The sequence below is a fragment of the Actinomadura meyerae genome (genome assembly GCF_900188445.1).
Lineage (GTDB): Bacteria > Actinomycetota > Actinomycetes > Streptosporangiales > Streptosporangiaceae > Spirillospora > Spirillospora meyerae.
This window is the reverse complement of sequence record NZ_FZOR01000017.1, coordinates 138,323-154,311: the sequence shown is the minus strand read 5'-3', so window position 1 is coordinate 154,311 and position 15,989 is coordinate 138,323. Positions and strand designations below refer to the sequence as shown.

The following is a 15,989-nucleotide window of genomic DNA, read 5'->3' as shown; positions in this document are numbered from 1 at the left end:
CGAGAACATCACCCACGACTCGCCGGCCACGATCCGATTGATCTGCCCAGCAGCTTAATTTAACGGCATTGCACCATGGAATTGGTGAACGCGGCATCAGTGATCGCTGCCGCACTCGCCTCCCGCACCGTCCCCGACTCCCCAGCCGCCTGCCTGGAACTGGCCGAAGAACTCGCCTCCGCCAACGATCTACAAGAGGCCGCGCTAGCCGGGCTCGTCGGCGTCGTGGACAGCGCCCGGGAAGTGCAGCGGTGGGGTTTCCCCTCCACCCGTTCCTGGCTGCGGTCCCGCATGGGCATGCGAGAATCCCGCGCCAAAGAGCGGCTGACCCTGGCCCGCCAGCGCCACCGCCTGACGGAGGTCACCGAGCGGTGGACCGCAGGCGAACTGTCAACCGGGTACGCCGCGACGATCGCCGAGGCCACCGCCCGCCTGGACGATGACGACTGCGGCGCCGCTGAGGACATCCTGCTGGACATGGTCGACCAGGGCTTCTCCGCGGGGAAGGTCGCCAGCTTCGGTAAGCGGATCCGCGACGTCATCGCCGAACGCGACGGACGCGAGCAGGAGCCCGAGGAGGCGCGGCGTGGATATGAGCGGTCCTGGATCGACTCCACCCGGTCCCTGGACGGTGGCCGCTACATCAAGGGCTGGTTGAACGCCGAGGACGCCGCGATCTGGGACGGCACCCTCGCACCGCTGGCCAAGCCCGCCGGAACCGACGACCGGCGCGACCTGTCCGAACGCACCGCGGCCGCGCTCACCGGCGTGCTGTCGGGTGGGCACACGGCCACCAAGGTCACCGTCATCTGCGACCTGGACACCCTCACCGGCGGAACCACCCCAGCCCGCCTCACCGACGGCACCCCCATCCCCGCAGCCCAAGCCCGCCGCATCGCCCTGAGCGCCGGAGTGTCACCGCTGCTGCTCGGTCAGGGGAACACCCCGCTGTACCTGGGGCACCGGGTCAGGTTCGCCACCGCCCCGCAGCGCCAAGTCCTGGAGGCGCTGTACGACACCTGCGCGGTACAGGGATGTGAAGTACCGGGCACGTTGTGCGAGGTCGACCACGTCCACGGCTGGGCCCTCGGCAACAGCCCCACCGACATCGACAAACTCACCCTCACCTGCGGCTGGCACAACCGCTACAAACACACCCACCCCGACCGCCTCCACATCACCAAAACACCCGACGGCCGCTACACCTACCGGCTCCACCCACCGGGTATCCGAACACTCGGCCCCGACGGCGATCCTGAACCCGGACGCCCACCACCCACACCACCCGCATGGTTCGAGGCCGCGTGATCGACAGACCGGTGCCCGAGCCCGGCCGCCCCCGGCGGCACGGGCCGGGCTCGCACGGGCTGGGCTCGCCTGCCCACCCCCACCCACCTGCCGCGCTGCCCCATAAAGCTAACGGCGCCTGATCGGCAAGCTCCAACTGGCCGTGCCACCCACCGCGGCCGGGCAGCCATCCCCTCAACCCGGCAGCGCCCACCCCCGGTAGGCCCCAGTAGGCCCACTGCCCCGGCCTCGGCCACCCCGGGCGTCAGCTTGCAGCCCTCCCCGGCCCGGTCACCTGCCAGACTCGCGCCAAAGCGTGTGAATCACAGCCTGCAGCGCGTCCCGTCCTCCGCGCCTCCCGCCGCTACCCTCCGGCCAGGGCTGAGGCGACCCACCTCCTGACCAAGGCCCGGCAAGGGCGGGCCGGGGCTTGCCGGCACGTTCGAGTGATGGGGATGTGGTTCCTGTATGGGGTGGGGGCGGCGCGTCGGGCAGAGGGCAGGCGGAGCCTGCCCGACGAAAGCTGCACTCAGGGGCCGCAGAGGCTCCAAAGTCAAGGGTGGGACGGAGTCCCATCGCGAAGCGACGCCGAAGGCGCCCTTGACTTTGGAGGGGCGGCCCCGTACGCAGCGCCGCCCCCACCACGATTCCCCCAACACCGAACATCCGACACCGAACAGCGATCAGACCATGGCCGATGAGGGAACCGGCACCGACTCCTAGCGCCTGGCCCAGGCCCGCGCCAAGCGCCAACAGCAAGCCATCGGCTGACCTGCGGACACCGTAGCCGAGGACAGGCATGACGACCCCGCCCTCGACCTCCGAGCTCCTACCACCGGCGCAGCAGGGCCGTGGCGATGGCGACCTGAACGGGTTCCAGCATCACCTTTCCGTCTTCGACCTCCCATAGGGCGTTCTGCAGCACGCGGCCGAGAGTCCAGCCGGTCGCCCGGTTCCGGTCCAGGCCGACGACCTCGGTCAGCAGGTCGAAGCGCCGGAGCACCGCGCGAGTCACATCACCGGTGGCCTCGACCTCGTCCCACCGATTGTCCAGCGCGGGCAGCAACTCGAATCCCGGGTCACCGGCCAGCGGTTCGGGATCGATCGCCAGCCAGGGTTCCCGTTCTCCGGCAAGAACGTTGTCGTAGTGCAGATCCCAGTGCAGCAGGCGGTCGCCAGGTTCACCCATCAGCTCGGTCACGGCCGACGCACAGATGCGCACCAGCCTCTGTTCGGCAGGGTCACGCAATGCCGACACCGCCTGCGGGACTTGGTCGAGCATGGCGGCGGCGATGTCGGACAGCCGCCGCAGACCTGTCGGGGCAGGCACCGAGGTCAGCCGTGCCATCAGATCGGCCAGGACCCGCAGGGCCGTGGTGTCGTCGGCGATCGAGGACAGGGGCCGGGCCGCATCCAGCCGCTCGAGCAACTGCGTGGCGCTGTTCTCGTCATGGTCGAGCAGGCGCACGATCCCGTTGCCGTTCCACGTCCGCAGGCCGGCGGCGGTCCCGACGGTCTCCTCCCGCGGCTGCTGGAGCTTCAAGACCGCGGGAGTTCCGTCGGACCGAAGCACGGGCAAGACCAGTGACGCCATGCCATATGCGGGCGGACCATCCGGCCGCAGCCCCCAGCGTTCCAGGAACTCACCACCCAGCCGGGGCAGCTCGGCGATCCACGCCCGCGCCTCGGCGCCGTGCGCGCCATAGGACGCGGCGAACACATCCGGAACGTCGATACGGATCGACCTGGTCACGGAAGAGTCTCCTTCGTCAGTTCGAAATCAGGTGCGATGAACGAAGGAGATCGCGGAGGCGCCCGAGTGCCGGGCAGGCGTCAAAGCATGCCCCAAGCCTACCTGTAAACGATCATGACCGGCCCCGGGACTCCGGCCCGGCGGCCGCCACGTCGCGCCTCGCTGACCGACGCGCCGTGAGGAGCGTTTGCCCGATTCGGCCCCACCGGCACATGTGTGGCCTGCACGTCGCCCAGCCGGGCTCCCACATCCCGCACGTTCACAACCCGTGCGTGCACGAGAGGCACGCTCGGCCTTCGCGCAGTGGTACTACACGGCTAACTCAACGTGTCACGGTAAGAGGCGGAACAGGGCCCGCGTAGGGCACTGGATGTCGAGACTGACGAAAGTCCATGCCGCCCACGTGAGACTCAACGTCTTCCTAGAGCACGTGGACTTGTTCGACACCAGATTGTCACCCTGTTCGCACTGACCAGCCGTTCATTCATCCGCTGGTCGCCGAACAAGTCGTGTACACACGGTAGTGACATGGTCACGATCCAGCTCCCCCGGGGGTCAGCATGGTCAGCCCGTACGTACGACGCCAGCGCCTTGCGGCCGAACTCCGCAAGCTCCGCGAGGAGCGCGGCTTGATGGCGGAGGAACTCGCCAAGCGCATCCACTACTCGCGCATGAAGATCAGCCGCCTGGAGAACGCCCACGGCCGCCCCGACGTAGGTGACGTCGTCAAGATCTTGGATGCGCTCGAGATCTCGGACGACGAGAGCATGACCATCATCCGCCTGGCCTCCGCCGCCTCCGAAAGGGGCTGGTGGGACCGCTACGGCGACGCCATGGGCGCGCGTCAGCGGCTCTACGCCGACATCGAGTCGGGCGCTGCCACCATTCGTGAGTACAACCAAAGCGCCATGCCGGGTGTCCTCCAGACCCCAGACTTCATCGCAGCTTTGATCGGCCTGACGAAAGCTGAAGGTCCGCTCGACTTCAGCCCCAAGAAGATGACGGACGCCCGGCTTCAGCGTGTTCGGTCGATCTTCCGACCCGACGGCCCGGTATACGAAGTGGTCGTGGACGAGGTAGTCATACGGAGGCTCACCGTCCCAGACGACATCATGAGAGCCCAGCTCTGCCACGTCATCAAGATGCTGGAAACCGAGCCGCAGCTGACCCTACGGATCCTGCCGGTCAACGCGCGGCTGGTCGGCACGCTGCTTCCCCGCTCGACCTTCACCCTCTATACCTTTCCCGATCAGGACGACCCGCCCATGGCCGTGGTGGATACCATCACGGCTGACCTCGTCTACACCGAGCCGCGAGAGGTTGAACGGTATACACGCAGGTATGAGTATCTCCGTCGGGCGACTCTGTCCCCTGAAGACAGCAAGATGCTCCTGATCGAGGCGGCGCGAGAGCCGAACGACTAGACAGGAACTCCATGACCAGCAGATTCACCAACTGGCGCAAGTCTCGTTACAGCGAGCCCAACGGCACCTGTGTGGAAGTGGCCGCCGGCCCCGCTGGCACCGTAGGCATCCGCGATTCCAAAGCGCAGGGAGCAGCGCCGATACTGGAACTGACGCGCCAGGAGTGGGTTCGTCTCCTCGAATCCGTCCGATCCATCTGATCGAACGTTACTCATCAAGCCGCTCTGAGCGGCGATGATCACCTTCCACGGTGATGCGCATTCGGTGCTAAAAAGTTCTGGGGCGCGCGGTGCTGTGGTTGCATATGGCCTCATGGCTTCTCCGGTGTATCTCCCGGCTGGGACTCCGCCTCGGCAGGCACAGGACGAGGACGGGCGGGTCGTTCGGGTTCTGGCGAGTACGCGGCAGCGTGTCGCGGCCCGGGTCGTCGACTTCGTCGTGGCCGCCGTGGTGTTGCTGGTGGTCGTGTCGCCCATGTACCTGTCCGTCTTCCTGGCCGAGGACGCCTCTTCTTCCCAGCTCCTCTGGGTGGCCGTTCCGGCGATGCTTCTCGCCATCGCCGCTCCGGCCCTGCTGCGGGTCGGCGGGATCGCGCGGTGGGGTTGCACGCTCGGGCAGCGGGTCGCCGGGATCCGCGTCGTGTGCCGGGAGGACGGGACGCGGGCGCCGGGGTGGCGGCGCTCTTTCCAGCGGTACGGCGTCTCTCGGTCGACGTCGTCCGTTCCGTTGTTCACCGATCCGTGGGCGCACCGGAGCGACGAGCGCCTCGGGCAGTGCCTGCACGACCGCCGCGCCAAGACCGTGGTCGTGCGGGCGGAGGCGCCGCCCGCACCCGAGGAGGAGACCGGTGGGCTGGCGGCGCTCGGCTCTTCCGTGCCGGTCGTACCGAGTACCGACCATGTGCGGCGCTGGGAAAGGCGGGAGCGCCGGTGGCGCATCGCGATCGGCTCCATCACCGGCGTTCTCGGGGTGGCCATTCTGACGGCGCCGGTCGCCATTCCGTTGATCGCCACCGGTTCGGTGCCCGGCAGCGGTCCGGCGTTCGAGGTGAACACCTTCTACGACGATGACATCCGGTTCACCAACGCCTACAACGGGCAGTCCGAGACCTACGAGCGGACGGCGGCCGAGGTCTTCGACGACGAGAACGGCTGCCGCGCCGGTGCGACCACCGAGCAGGGGCGCGGTGTCACGCGCCGGCTCGGGTGCGAGGGGCGCATCGAGATCGCGTTCAAGACCCCGGACGGGGTGCTGGTCAGCAGCCACGTCCTGAAGTTCGGCGATGCGGCCGCGGCGCGTGAGGCCGCGCGGCAACTGCGGCACACCGATCTGCGCTTCGTGCCGGGTGGCGACACCGAACCGCCGGGCGGCGCTCAGGTCGGGCAGGTGGGGAGCCAGGACCGGTACGTCGTCGCGACCACCGCCGTGTCGCCGCCGCGGCCGGACGCGGCGGCCAGGGCGAAGAGCGCCTTCCGGTTCATCCACGCCCCCACCCTGAGCGTCATCATCTGGCTGTGAGGGCGCCGGCCGCCCGTCGCCGCCTGTCGCCGCCGACCGCCTGTCGCCGGCGGCCGGCGGGTGACGGGGACGGGGACGGTCAGGCGGGTGCCACTCGGGCCGCCAGGGTCTTCTTGCTGATCTTGCCTACGGGGGTGCGGGGGAAGGCGTCGGTGGTCTCCAGGCGGTCGGGGAACTTGTAGGCGGCCAGGCCGCGGGTGCGGAGGAACTCCTTGACCTCCAGGAGGGTGGGGGCCTTCCCGCCGTCCCTGATGATGAGGAAGGCGCAGGTCCGCTCACCCATCACCGGGTCGGGGATCCCCACCACGGCGGCGTCGTGGACGGCCGGGTGGGCGAGCAGGTGGTTCTCCAGCTCCTCGGCGGACACCTTGTCGCCTCCCCGGTTGATCTGGTCCTTCTCACGGCCTTCGACGATCAGGTGGCCGGACGGGAGCCGCCGCACGAGGTCGCCGGTCCGGTAGAAGCCGTCCGGGGTGAAGGAGCGGGCGTTGTGCTCGGGGGCGCGGTAGTAGCCGCGCAGGGTGTACGGGCCCCGGGTCAGGAGTTCGCCGACCTCGCCGGGCGCCACCTGCTCGCCGTCCTCGTCGACGATGCGGATCTCGTCGGCGGGCGACAGCGGGCGGCCCTGCGTCTGCTCGATGAGGTCGGCGGGGTCGTCCAGGCGGGTGTAGTTGAGGAGTCCCTCGGCCATGCCGAAGACCTGCTGGACCTGGCAGCCGAGGGTGGCCGGGACTTCGGCGGCGCGCTCGGCGGCGAACTTCGCGCCGCCGACCTGGAGGAGTTCGAGGGAGGAGATGTCCTCCTCCTGCCAGGACACCGCGTCCAGCCAGAGCAGCGCGATCGGCGGGACGACCGCGCAGACCGTGGCCCGCTCGCGTTCGATGAGGGGGAACGCCTCGTCGGGCGAGCCGGACGGGGACAGCACGACCGTGCCGCCGGTGGCGAAGACGCCGAGGATGCCGGGGCAGGCCAGGGCGAAGTTGTGCGCGGCGGGCAGGACGACCAGGTAGACCGTGGCAGGGGTGAATCCGCAGACCTCGGCGCTGGCCTCCAGGTTGTAGACGTAGTCGCGGTGCGTCCGCGGGATCAGCTTCGGCAGGCCCGTCGTGCCGCCGGAGAGCAGGAAGACGCCGATGTCGGACGGCGACGGGGGCGTGAACTCGACGGGCTCGGCGTCGACGGAGGCGAGCGGGGTGAACTCCTCCGCGTCGCCGTCCACGATCACGCGGTCCACGGGGAGGGTGCGGGCCATGGCGCGGTAGTCGAAGTCGCCGTCGCGGTCGGCGCAGATGTAGGCGCTGGCCTCCGACAGCTCGCACAGGTACCGGATCTCGCTCTCGCGGTGGGCGGGCAGGGCGAGGACGGGCGCCGCGCCGATGCGGACGAGGGCGAGGAAGGTGACGACGAAGGAGGTCGTGTTCGGCAACTGGACGACGACGCGGTCGCCGCGGCCGATGCCGAGGGCGAGGTAGCCGGCGGCGGCGCGGGCGGCGCGCGCGTCGAGTTCGGCGTAGCTGAGGCGGTCGTCGCCCGCGACGAGGGCCGTGGCGGACGGGTCGCCGCGCAGCACGTCGCCGAGGACGCGGTCCTGCCAGTAGCCCTCGGCCTTGTAGCGGGCTTCGAGGTCGGCGGGCCAGGGCGTGAAGCCGTCCATGCTCACCGCCCGGCCATCTGCGCGGCGGCGCCGGGGACCGGCTCGGCCGGGTCGGAGCCGAGGGCGACGATGCGGTTGGCGGCGTCGACGTGCACGACGCGGGGCTCGTGCCGGTCCCGCTCAACCTCGTCCACGGACGCGTACGTGATGATGATGACCATGTCGCCGGGCTGGACCCGCCGTGCGGCGGCGCCGTTGATCCCGATGACGCCGCTGCCCGCCTCACCAGTGATGGCGTAGGTGACGAGACGGGAGCCGTTGGTGATGTCCACGACGTGGACCTGCTCCCCTTCGACGATGTCGGCCGCGGCCATGAGGTCCGCGTCGATCGTCAGGGAACCCACGTAGTGCAGATCCGCCTGGGTGACGGTCGCGCGGTGGATCTTTCCGTTCATCAGCGTCCGCTGCACCGGTTCGTCCTCTTCTCCACGATCTCTTCCCGATCTCTCCGCGATTTCTCCACGATCAACTAAGGCTAGGCTTACCTTAGCTACTCCCCCGGCAGAGGAGAACCCCGAGGATGCTCCGGCGACTGGCCATGGACATCAGTCCGCTGCGCGACAGCAGGCCGTTCCGCAACGTGTTCATCGCCCGCACCGTCTCGGTCTTCGGGATCGGCATGCTGGCCGTCGCGCTGCCCGTCCAGGTGTACGACCTGACCGGCTCCACCGTGCACGTCGGCGGGGTGTCGGCGGCGGAGGGGTTCGCGCTGCTCGCCGGGTTCCTGTGGGGCGGCGTGCTCGCCGACAAGGACGACCGGCGGCGCCTCATGCTGCGCGCCCGCACGGCCGCCGGGATCGGTTTCGTACTGCTGGCGCTGAACGCGTTCCTGCCGTCTCCGTCCCTCGCCGCCCTGTACGTCCTGGCCGCGTGGGACGGCCTGATGACCGGCGTCAGCATCACCGCGCTGCTCGCCGCCACGCCCGCGCTGGTGGCCGCGGACAAGCTCGTCGCGGCGGGGGCGCTGAACGCCCTCACCGTCCGGCTCGGGTCGATGGCCTCGCCCGCGCTCGGCGGCGTCGTCGTGTCGGCCTTCGGCGTCGGCTGGAACTACGCGGCGGCCGCGGCCGGCACCCTCGGCACGATCGGGCTGCTCACCACCCTCCCGGTGCTCAAGCCCGAGACCGCGGAGGCGCCCGGCAACCCGCTGAAGGCCATCGGGGACGGGTTCCGGTTCGTCGCCTCCCACCGGGTCGTGGGGTCGCTGATGCTCCTCGGCCTGCTGTTCATGGTCGCGGGCGGCATCCCCGTGCTGATGCCCGCGTTCGCGGAGCGGAGCCTGGACGGCGGCGCCACCACCGTCGGGCTGCTGTTCGCCGCGCCCGCGTGCGGGGCGGTGCTCGCGTCGGTGACGAGCGGATGGGCCGGGTCGGCGAGGGCGCCGGGGCTGGCGCTGCTCGTCGCGTCCGTGACCGGGTTCGCGGCGCTGGCGTGCCTCGGTCTCGCCCGCCATCCGGCGCTCGCGGTCGCGATCCTGTTCGCGTACGGGTTCGTCCAGTCGATCGAGGAGATCCTGCGGTACGGGCTGATCCAGTCCCACACGCCCGACTCGCACCTGGGACGCGTCAACGCGCTCTGGGCGGCGCAGGAGACGGGCGGCGGCGCGGTCGGGTCGCTGGGGGCCGGGGCCCTCGGCCGGTACCTCGCGCCGGGCGCCGCCATCGTCCTGTACGGGACGGTCAGCGCCGTCCTCGCGCTCGCACTGGCACTGACCCTGACCGGGCTCCGGACGGCGACGATGCGCCCGGAGCCCGAACCCGAAGCCGGCTGACCCGAGGCGAGCCGATCAGCCGAGGCGCGCCGATCACCCGTGGCGGGCCGATCATCCGAGGCGGGCCGATCATCCGAGGCGGGCGGCGAGCTCCTCCTCGGTCATCGCCTCGACCTCCAGCCAGATCGCGGCGACGGCCTCCAGCCGCCCCGGCTCGTCCTCCAGCTCGGTGAAGCGGCGGCAGACCCGCGCGACGGTCCGCTCGGCGAACAGCACCCGGACCGGCAGCGCGGTCGTGTCGAGCGCCTCCCGCAGCCGCGCGATCACCGTGGTCGCGAGGACCGAGTCGCCGCCGAGCGCGAAGAAGTCGGCGTCCGCGCCGACGCGCTCCTCCCCCAGGACCTCGCCGGCGATCCGGGCCAGCACCTTCTCCAGCGCCGTCGCCGGCTCGGCGTAGGGCGCCTCGCCCTTCTCGGCGGAGGCGAGCACGGTCAGGGCCTTGCGGTCGACCTTGCCGTTCGGCGTGAGCGGCAGCTCGTCCACCCGGATGAGCTGCTCCGGCACCATGTGCGGCGGGAGGAGGGCGCGGGCGTGCTCCAGCACCCCATCGATACCGCCGGACGCCACGATGGCGGCGGCCAGGCGCCCGCCGGCCAGCAGCGCGACGGCCCGGCCGACCTCCGGGTGGTCCTGCAGCGCGGCCTCGACCTCGCCGAGCTCGATGCGGAAGCCGCGCACCTTGACCTGGTGGTCGCGGCGGCCGAGGAACTCGATGGTGCCGTCCGGGCGGTAGCGGGCCAGGTCGCCCGTCCGGTACCAGCGGACGCCGCCGTGGACGACGAACCGGTCGGCGGTGCGCTCCGGGTCACCGGCGTAGCCGTCCGCGACCCCGGCGCCGCCGATCCACAGTTCGCCCGCGACCCAGTCGGGGCGGTCGCGGCCGAGGTCGTCCACGACCCGGCAGGCGACGCCGCGCAGCGGCACCCCGTACGGGACGGCATGCCAGTCGGACGGCACCTCCCCCGCGACCTCCTGCACCGTGGAGTGGATCGCCGTCTCCGTCGTCCCGCCGAGGGCCGCGAACCGGCAGCCCGGCGCGCGCTCCGCCAGCAGCGCGGGCAGGTGGGTGCCGACCCAGTCGCCGCCCAGCAGGACGAGCCGCAGGCTCTCCGGGCGGCCCGCGTTCAGCAGCATCTCCAGCACGGACGGGACGCAGTTCAGGACGGTCACCGACCACCGGTCGACCAGCTCGGCCCAGCGTGCGGCGTCGCGCCGCTCGTCCTCGCCCGGCAGCACGACCGCGCCGCCCGCCGACCAGGCCGCGAACAGGTCGAACACCGACAGGTCGAAGTCGAGCGCCGAGATGGCGAAGGTGACGTCGTCCTCCCCGATCGCGAACCGCTCGACCAGGTCGCCGATGGTGTTCATGGCCGCGCCGTGCGGCACCTCGACGCCCTTCGGCTCCCCGGTCGACCCCGACGTGAACAGCACGTAGGCGACCTGGTCGGGGCGGACGGCCACCGGCTCGGGCAGCGGCTCGGCCACCGCTTCGGCCACCGGCTCGGCCACCGGTTCGGGCAGCGGTTCGGGCAGCGGTTCAGCGCCGACCGGCCCGGCCGCCGGCGTCGAACCGCCGCCCGCGACGCCGACGCCGACGCTGACGCCGAGCTCACCGGCGGGGACCAGGGACGCGGCGACCCCGGCGCTCGCGCGGATCTTGGCGCGGCGGGCGTCCGGCTGCTCGGGGCCGATCGGGACGTAGGCGGCACCGGCGGCGAGGACGCCGAGCGCGGCGGTCACCTGCGCCGGGCTCTTCGGCAGCTCGATCGCGACGCGGTCGCCGGGACGCACGCCGCCCGCCACGAGCGCGGACGCGATCCGCAGGGCGCGGTCGGCGAGCTCGCCGTAGGTGAGGGTGCCGCCGTCGCCCCAGTGCAGGGCCGGGGCGTCCGGGCGGAGGCGGGCGTGCTCGAAGAACCCGCCGGTCAGCGTCCGCGGCGGCGGTGCGGGGGTCGCGTTCAGCTCGTTCCGGACGCGCAGCTGCGACGCGGGCGCCGCGACGCCGAGCGGCTCCGACCAGTCGGCGCCGTCCGCGCCCAGGCGGGTGATCGCGTCGGTGTAGGCGGCGAACATCGCCTCGGCGACACCGTCCGGGAATGCCGGGACGCGCACGTCCCAGTTCAGCAGCAGGCCGCCGGACACCTCGGTGACCTGCGCGTCCAGCAGCACCTGCGGGCCCTGCGAGATGATCCACTCCGGTTCGCCGAAGTGCTCGCGGACGCGCTCGCCGAACAGCTCGCCCAGGTTCAGCGCGCTCGTGTAGACGACCGGGGCGAGGACCTGCTCGCCGCGCTGCCGCGACAGGTCGCGCAGCACTTCCAGGCCCGAGTAGTCGCTGTGCGCGCCGGCGGTGTGCAGGTTCGCCTGGAGCGCGCGCGCCCGCTCGATGAACGTGAGGTTCTCGGTGAGGTCGGCTTCGAGCATGATGGAGCCGGTGAAGTCGCCGACGACCGCGTCCACGTCGGGGTGGACGGGCTCGCGGTGGAACAGCGGCAGGTTCAGCAGGAAGCGCGGCGTCGCCGACCAGGTGCCGATGACCTCGGCGAACACCGCCGCCAGCGCCATCGCCGGGGTGACGCCCTCGGCGTGCGCGCGTGCGATGAACCGGGCCTTGTCGTCGGGTGCCAGCCAGTGGTGCTTGCGTTCGACCCGGTTCCCCGGCTCGGGGACGACGGGCAGCTCCGGCGGGCCGGGCAGGTCGGCGAGGCGCTCGGCCCACCACCGCCGGTCCTCTTCGCGCGCGGCGGCGCGCGGGTCGTCGGCGAGGTAGCGCGCGTAGCCGTAGCGGATCGGCGCGAGCGCCTCGCCCTCGTACAGCGCGGCGAGGTCGGCGAGCATGACGCGGTAGCTCATCGCGTCCGCGGCGACCATGTCGACGTCCAGGTGGAGGCGGGCGGTGCCGCCGGGCAGGAGGCTGAGGCGGGCGTCGAAGACGCGGCCGTCCCCGATCGGGAGGCGCTGCTCGGACATCTCGGCCCGGATCCGCGCCAGCTCGGCGTCCGGATCGTCCGCCGGGCGCAGGTCGTGGACGGTCACGGCGGGCCCGGGGCGCTCGGGCAGGATCCGCTGCGTGCCGTCGTCGGACACGGCGACGCGCAGCATCGGGTGCCGCGCGGCCAGGGCGCGGACGGCGTCCTTGAAACGGGCGGGGTCGATGGCGCGGCCGTCCAGCTCCACGTACAGGTGGGCGGCGACGGAGCCGAGCGACTGGCCGGAGTCGCGGCCGATCCAGTACGCGTGCTGCATCAGCGCCAGCGGGAAGGGCCCGTCCGGCTCGATCTCCGCCCGCGACAGATCCGCCCGCGACACGTCCGCCCGCGACACGTTCGCCCGCGACCGACCGGCCTCGCCCTTCGCGGGCGGCCCGGCGGCCGGTTCCACCTGGCCCTTGGCGGCGAGCAGCTCCCACCATCCGGCGAGCGTGGGGCGCTCGGCCAGCTCGGCGAAGCGGATCTCGATGCCGGCGCGGCGCAGCCGGCCGGTCAGCCGCATCAGCCGGATCGAGTCCATCCCGAGCTCGATGAGGTTGTCGTCGGCTCCCGCTTCCTCGCCCAGCACGTCGGTCAGCGCGGTGCGCAGCTCTTCCCAGGTCAGCACGGAACCCCTCTCAAGATTAGGTAAGGCTAACCTAAATCAGGGGGTTTCGGCCGTCAACGCCCGCCGCCGCCCGGCCGGGACGATCAGCGGCGTCTCGGTCTCCGGGTCCGGGATGACGCGGCACGGGAGCCCGAACACGCGCTCCACCAGGTCGGCGGTGACAATATCGGCGGGCGGTCCCTCGGCGAGCACCTCGCCGTCCCGCATCGCGATGAGGTGGGTGGCGTAGCGGCAGGCGTGGTTGAGGTCGTGCAGCACCGCGACGAGCGTCCGGCCCTCCTCGTGGAGGCGCGCGCACAGGTCCAGGACCTCGATCTGGTGGGCGATGTCCAGGTACGTCGTCGGCTCGTCCAGCAGCAGGATGCCGGTCTGCTGCGCCAGGACGAGCGCGAGCCACACCCGCTGCCGCTGCCCGCCGGACAGCTCGTCCACCACCCGGTCGGCGAGGTCGGCGACGCCGACCGCGTCCATCACCTCGGCGACGACCGCCTCGTCCTCCCGCGACCACTGCCGCAGCAGGCTCTGGTGCGGGTAGCGGCCGCGCGCGACGAGGTCGCCCGCGGTGATGCCCTCCGGGGTGAGCGGCGACTGCGGCAGCAGCCCGAGCCGCCGCGCGAGCCGCTTCGGCGGCAGCGCGGTGATCGGCTCGCCGTCCAGGTAGACCGTGCCCGCGCGGGGGCGCAGCAGCCGGGCGAGGGCGCGCAGCAGCGTCGACTTCCCGCACGCGTTCGGCCCGACGATGACGGTGAACGACCCGTCGGGGATCTCCACGCCGAGCCCCTCGGCGACGACGCGCTTCTCGTAGGAAAGGGTGAGGTCGTCCGCGCGCAGCCGGGTCATGTCGTCCCCTTACGTCCGGTGGTGGACAGCAGCCAGGCCAGGTACGCGCCGCCGAGGACGCCGGTGACGACGCCCACCGGCACCTGGACCGGCAGGTGCAGCGAGATGAGGTCGCTGCATGCCAGCAGGGCGGCACCGGTCAGCGCGGCGGGCAGCAGCTGCGCGCCGGGCCGGCGGGTCAGCCGCCGGGCGAGCTGCGGCGCGACGAGCGCGACGAACGGGACCGGGCCCGCCGCCGCCGTCGCCGCCGCGACGAGGCCCACCCCGGCGACCGTGAGCAGCGCGCGGGTCCGCTGGACGGGCACACCGAGCGCCTGCGCGGCGTCGTCGCCCAGCTCCCCCATGCCGAGCGGCCGGGCGAGCAGCAGCGCCGCCGGCAGGAGCACCGCGACGGCGAGCGCGAGCGGGACGGCCTGGTCCCAGTCGCGCCCGTTCAGGCTGCCGGTGAGCCAGAACCCGGCCTCGTACGCCTCGTGCAGCTCGGCGCGGGTGATGAGGTAGGAGTTGAACGCCTCCAGCATCGCCGCCGCCGCGACGCCGATCAGCACCAGCCGGACGCCGTGCACGCCGCCGCCCGGCCGGTAGGCGACCAGGTAGACGGCGAGGGCGGTGAGCACCGCGCCCGCGACCGAGGAGACCGTGATCGCGACGGCGCCGCCGCCGAACACCAGGATCTGCAGCAGCGCGCCGGTCGCCGAGCCGGTGGTGAAGCCGATGAGGTCGGGGCTGCCGAGCGGGTTGCGGGAGATGCTCTGGAAGATCGCGCCGCTGAGGCCGAGCGCGAGCCCGGCGAGCAGCCCGGTGGCGGCGCGCGGCAGCCGCAGCGTCCGCACGATGAACTCGGTGGCGCGGTCGCCCTGCCCGGTCACGGCGCGCACCACGTCCGGCGGCGAGATCGGGAAGTCGCCCGACCCGACGACGAGGACGGCGGCGCAGGCCGCGACCGCCGCCAGCGCCCCGCACACCGCGGCCGCCCGCGGCTCCCAGCGCAGCGACACGCCGCCCGCGCGCAGCACTCTCATAGGTCGCGCGTCCTTCCCCGCCGGACCATCACCGCGAACAGCGGCGCCCCGAAGAACGCGGTGACGATGCCGGTCTCCAGTTCGCCGGGCGCGACGACCCGGCCGATGATGTCGGCGCCGAGCAGCAGCACGGGCGCGAGCAGCAGCGAGTACGGCAGGACGAGCCGCTGGTCGGGCCCGACCAGCGTGCGGACGATGAACGGGACGGCGAGCCCGAGGAACCAGATCGGCCCGGCCGCCGCCGTCGCCGACCCGCACAGCAGCACCACGGCGAGCGCGCCGAGCGCCCGCGTCCGGCCCGGCTTCGAGCCGAGGGCGCGGCCCGCGTCGTCGCCCATGCCGAGGGCGTTCAGCGGGCGGGCGAGCAGCAGCGCCAGGATCGCCCCCGCCAGCACGAACGGCAGCACGCGGTGGAACACCGCCAGCTCCCGCCCGCCGAGCGAGCCGACCTGCCAGAACCGGAAGCCGTTGAAGTTGGACGGGGTGAACAGCATGACCCCGGCCGTCATCGCGCTGAACACGGCGTTGAGGGCCGCGCCGGCGAGCACGAGCCGCGCGGGCGACGCGCCGCCGCGGCCCCGCGCGCCGACGAGGTAGACGAGGACCGACGCGCCCGCCGCGCCGGCGAACGCCGCCCACACGTAGACGAGCGGGTCGCCGGCGTCGGCGAGGCCGATGACGAGGACGACCGCGAACGCGGCGCCGCCGTTCACGCCGAGCAGCCCCGGCTCGGCGAGCGGGTTGCGGGTGAGGGCCTGCATCACCGCGCCGGCGAGGCCGAGCGCGATGCCGACGGCGATGCCGAGCAGCGTGCGGGGCAGCCGCAGCTCGTGGACGATCAGCTCCGCCCGGGACCCGTCGTCCGGGCTGAGCACGCCCGGGAGCACCCGCCCGAACGGGACGTCCCCGGCGCCGATCGCGAGGCTCGCGAGCACCGTCGCGAGGAGCACGGCCGTGAGGAGGGGCAGCCAGAGCAGGTGGGCGCCGAGCCGCCCGCCCTTCTTCACCGGGGATCGCGGCGGGCCGGTTCGTGCGGGGGACAACACGGTATAAGGCTAGCCTAAGCTAACTATCCCGGTGAAGGCAGCACATCGGGATGGCGGCGGCCCCGGCGAAGCGGCAG

General features: G+C 72.3%; 12 protein-coding genes. 5 read left to right on the top strand and 7 right to left on the bottom strand.

The features are described from left to right. Positions 1 to 84: 84 nt before the first annotated feature. Complete coding sequence (locus CHF16_RS19230; protein WP_179271593.1) at positions 85 to 1,308, top strand: HNH endonuclease signature motif containing protein; 1,224 nt, start codon at positions 85 to 87, stop codon at positions 1,306 to 1,308. An 808-nt stretch (positions 1,309 to 2,116) separates the two neighbouring features. On the opposite strand, the gene CHF16_RS19225 is transcribed toward CHF16_RS19230, so the two are convergent. Further along, complete coding sequence (locus tag CHF16_RS19225) at positions 2,117 to 3,040, bottom strand: aminoglycoside phosphotransferase family protein (protein WP_089327452.1); 924 nt, start codon at positions 3,038 to 3,040, stop codon at positions 2,117 to 2,119. Positions 3,041 to 3,600: 560 nt separating this feature from the next. On the opposite strand from CHF16_RS19225, the gene CHF16_RS19220 reads away from it, so the two are divergent. Genes CHF16_RS19220 through CHF16_RS19210 form a run of 3 tightly spaced genes read left to right on the top strand, consistent with a single transcriptional unit; the run spans position 3,601 to position 5,982 of the window. Then, entirely contained in the window at positions 3,601 to 4,464 is an 864-nt protein-coding gene (locus CHF16_RS19220; RefSeq protein WP_089327451.1) for a helix-turn-helix domain-containing protein, read from the top strand. A gap of 11 nt (positions 4,465 to 4,475) precedes the next feature. Beyond that, positions 4,476 to 4,664, top strand: a complete 189-nt coding sequence (locus CHF16_RS19215) for a DUF397 domain-containing protein (RefSeq protein ID WP_089327450.1) — start codon at positions 4,476 to 4,478, stop codon at positions 4,662 to 4,664. Between the two features lie 34 nt (positions 4,665 to 4,698). Next, the gene (locus tag CHF16_RS19210; protein ID WP_089327449.1) at positions 4,699 to 5,982 is read left to right on the top strand and encodes an RDD family protein; all 1,284 of its coding nucleotides are present in this window, start codon (positions 4,699 to 4,701) and stop codon (positions 5,980 to 5,982) included. A 79-nt stretch (positions 5,983 to 6,061) separates the two neighbouring features. Here the strand turns inward: CHF16_RS19210 and CHF16_RS19205 are convergent, their stop codons facing one another. Then, the gene (locus CHF16_RS19205) at positions 6,062 to 7,636 is read right to left on the bottom strand and encodes a (2,3-dihydroxybenzoyl)adenylate synthase (RefSeq protein ID WP_089327448.1); all 1,575 of its coding nucleotides are present in this window, start codon (positions 7,634 to 7,636) and stop codon (positions 6,062 to 6,064) included. Between the two features lie 2 nt (positions 7,637 to 7,638). Then, entirely contained in the window at positions 7,639 to 8,046 is a 408-nt protein-coding gene (gene panD, locus CHF16_RS19200; RefSeq protein ID WP_089327447.1) for an aspartate 1-decarboxylase, read from the bottom strand. A 110-nt stretch (positions 8,047 to 8,156) separates the two neighbouring features. Here panD and entS point away from each other — a divergent pair, with 110 nt between their 5' ends. Beyond that, positions 8,157 to 9,407, top strand: a complete 1,251-nt coding sequence (entS, locus tag CHF16_RS19195) for an enterobactin transporter EntS (RefSeq protein WP_089327446.1) — start codon at positions 8,157 to 8,159, stop codon at positions 9,405 to 9,407. A 69-nt stretch (positions 9,408 to 9,476) separates the two neighbouring features. Here entS and CHF16_RS19190 read toward each other — a convergent pair whose 3' ends face one another. Genes CHF16_RS19190 through CHF16_RS19175 form a run of 4 tightly spaced genes read right to left on the bottom strand, consistent with a single transcriptional unit; the run spans position 9,477 to position 15,912 of the window. Next, positions 9,477 to 13,004: a non-ribosomal peptide synthetase gene (locus tag CHF16_RS19190; protein ID WP_089327445.1), complete on the bottom strand. Its 3,528-nt coding sequence runs from the start codon at positions 13,002 to 13,004 to the stop codon at positions 9,477 to 9,479. Positions 13,005 to 13,040: 36 nt separating this feature from the next. Further along, positions 13,041 to 13,844, bottom strand: a complete 804-nt coding sequence (locus tag CHF16_RS19185; RefSeq protein ID WP_089327444.1) for an ABC transporter ATP-binding protein — start codon at positions 13,842 to 13,844, stop codon at positions 13,041 to 13,043. Then, entirely contained in the window at positions 13,841 to 14,866 is a 1,026-nt protein-coding gene (locus CHF16_RS19180; protein ID WP_089327443.1) for a FecCD family ABC transporter permease, read from the bottom strand. Before CHF16_RS19180 ends, CHF16_RS19185 begins: the two co-directional genes overlap by 4 nt. Then, a complete protein-coding gene (locus tag CHF16_RS19175; protein WP_218826730.1) occupies positions 14,863 to 15,912 on the bottom strand; it encodes a FecCD family ABC transporter permease in 1,050 nt (349 codons plus the stop codon). Before CHF16_RS19175 ends, CHF16_RS19180 begins: the two co-directional genes overlap by 4 nt. Positions 15,913 to 15,989 lie beyond the last annotated feature (77 nt).

What these genes read in the sequence shown, in the direction of transcription:
- CHF16_RS19215 (WP_089327450.1), top strand. Translation starts at nt 4,476, where the DNA reads ATGACCAGCAGATTCACCAACTGGCGCAAGTCTCGTTACAGCGAGCCC.
- entS (WP_089327446.1), top strand. Translation starts at nt 8,157, where the DNA reads ATGCTCCGGCGACTGGCCATGGACATCAGTCCGCTGCGCGACAGCAGG.
- CHF16_RS19180 (WP_089327443.1), bottom strand. Translation starts at nt 14,866, where the DNA reads ATGAGAGTGCTGCGCGCGGGCGGCGTGTCGCTGCGCTGGGAGCCGCGG.
- CHF16_RS19205 (WP_089327448.1), bottom strand. Translation starts at nt 7,636, where the DNA reads ATGGACGGCTTCACGCCCTGGCCCGCCGACCTCGAAGCCCGCTACAAG.
- CHF16_RS19210 (WP_089327449.1), top strand. Translation starts at nt 4,699, where the DNA reads ATGATCACCTTCCACGGTGATGCGCATTCGGTGCTAAAAAGTTCTGGG.
- CHF16_RS19185 (WP_089327444.1), bottom strand. Translation starts at nt 13,844, where the DNA reads ATGACCCGGCTGCGCGCGGACGACCTCACCCTTTCCTACGAGAAGCGC.
- CHF16_RS19220 (WP_089327451.1), top strand. Translation starts at nt 3,601, where the DNA reads ATGGTCAGCCCGTACGTACGACGCCAGCGCCTTGCGGCCGAACTCCGC.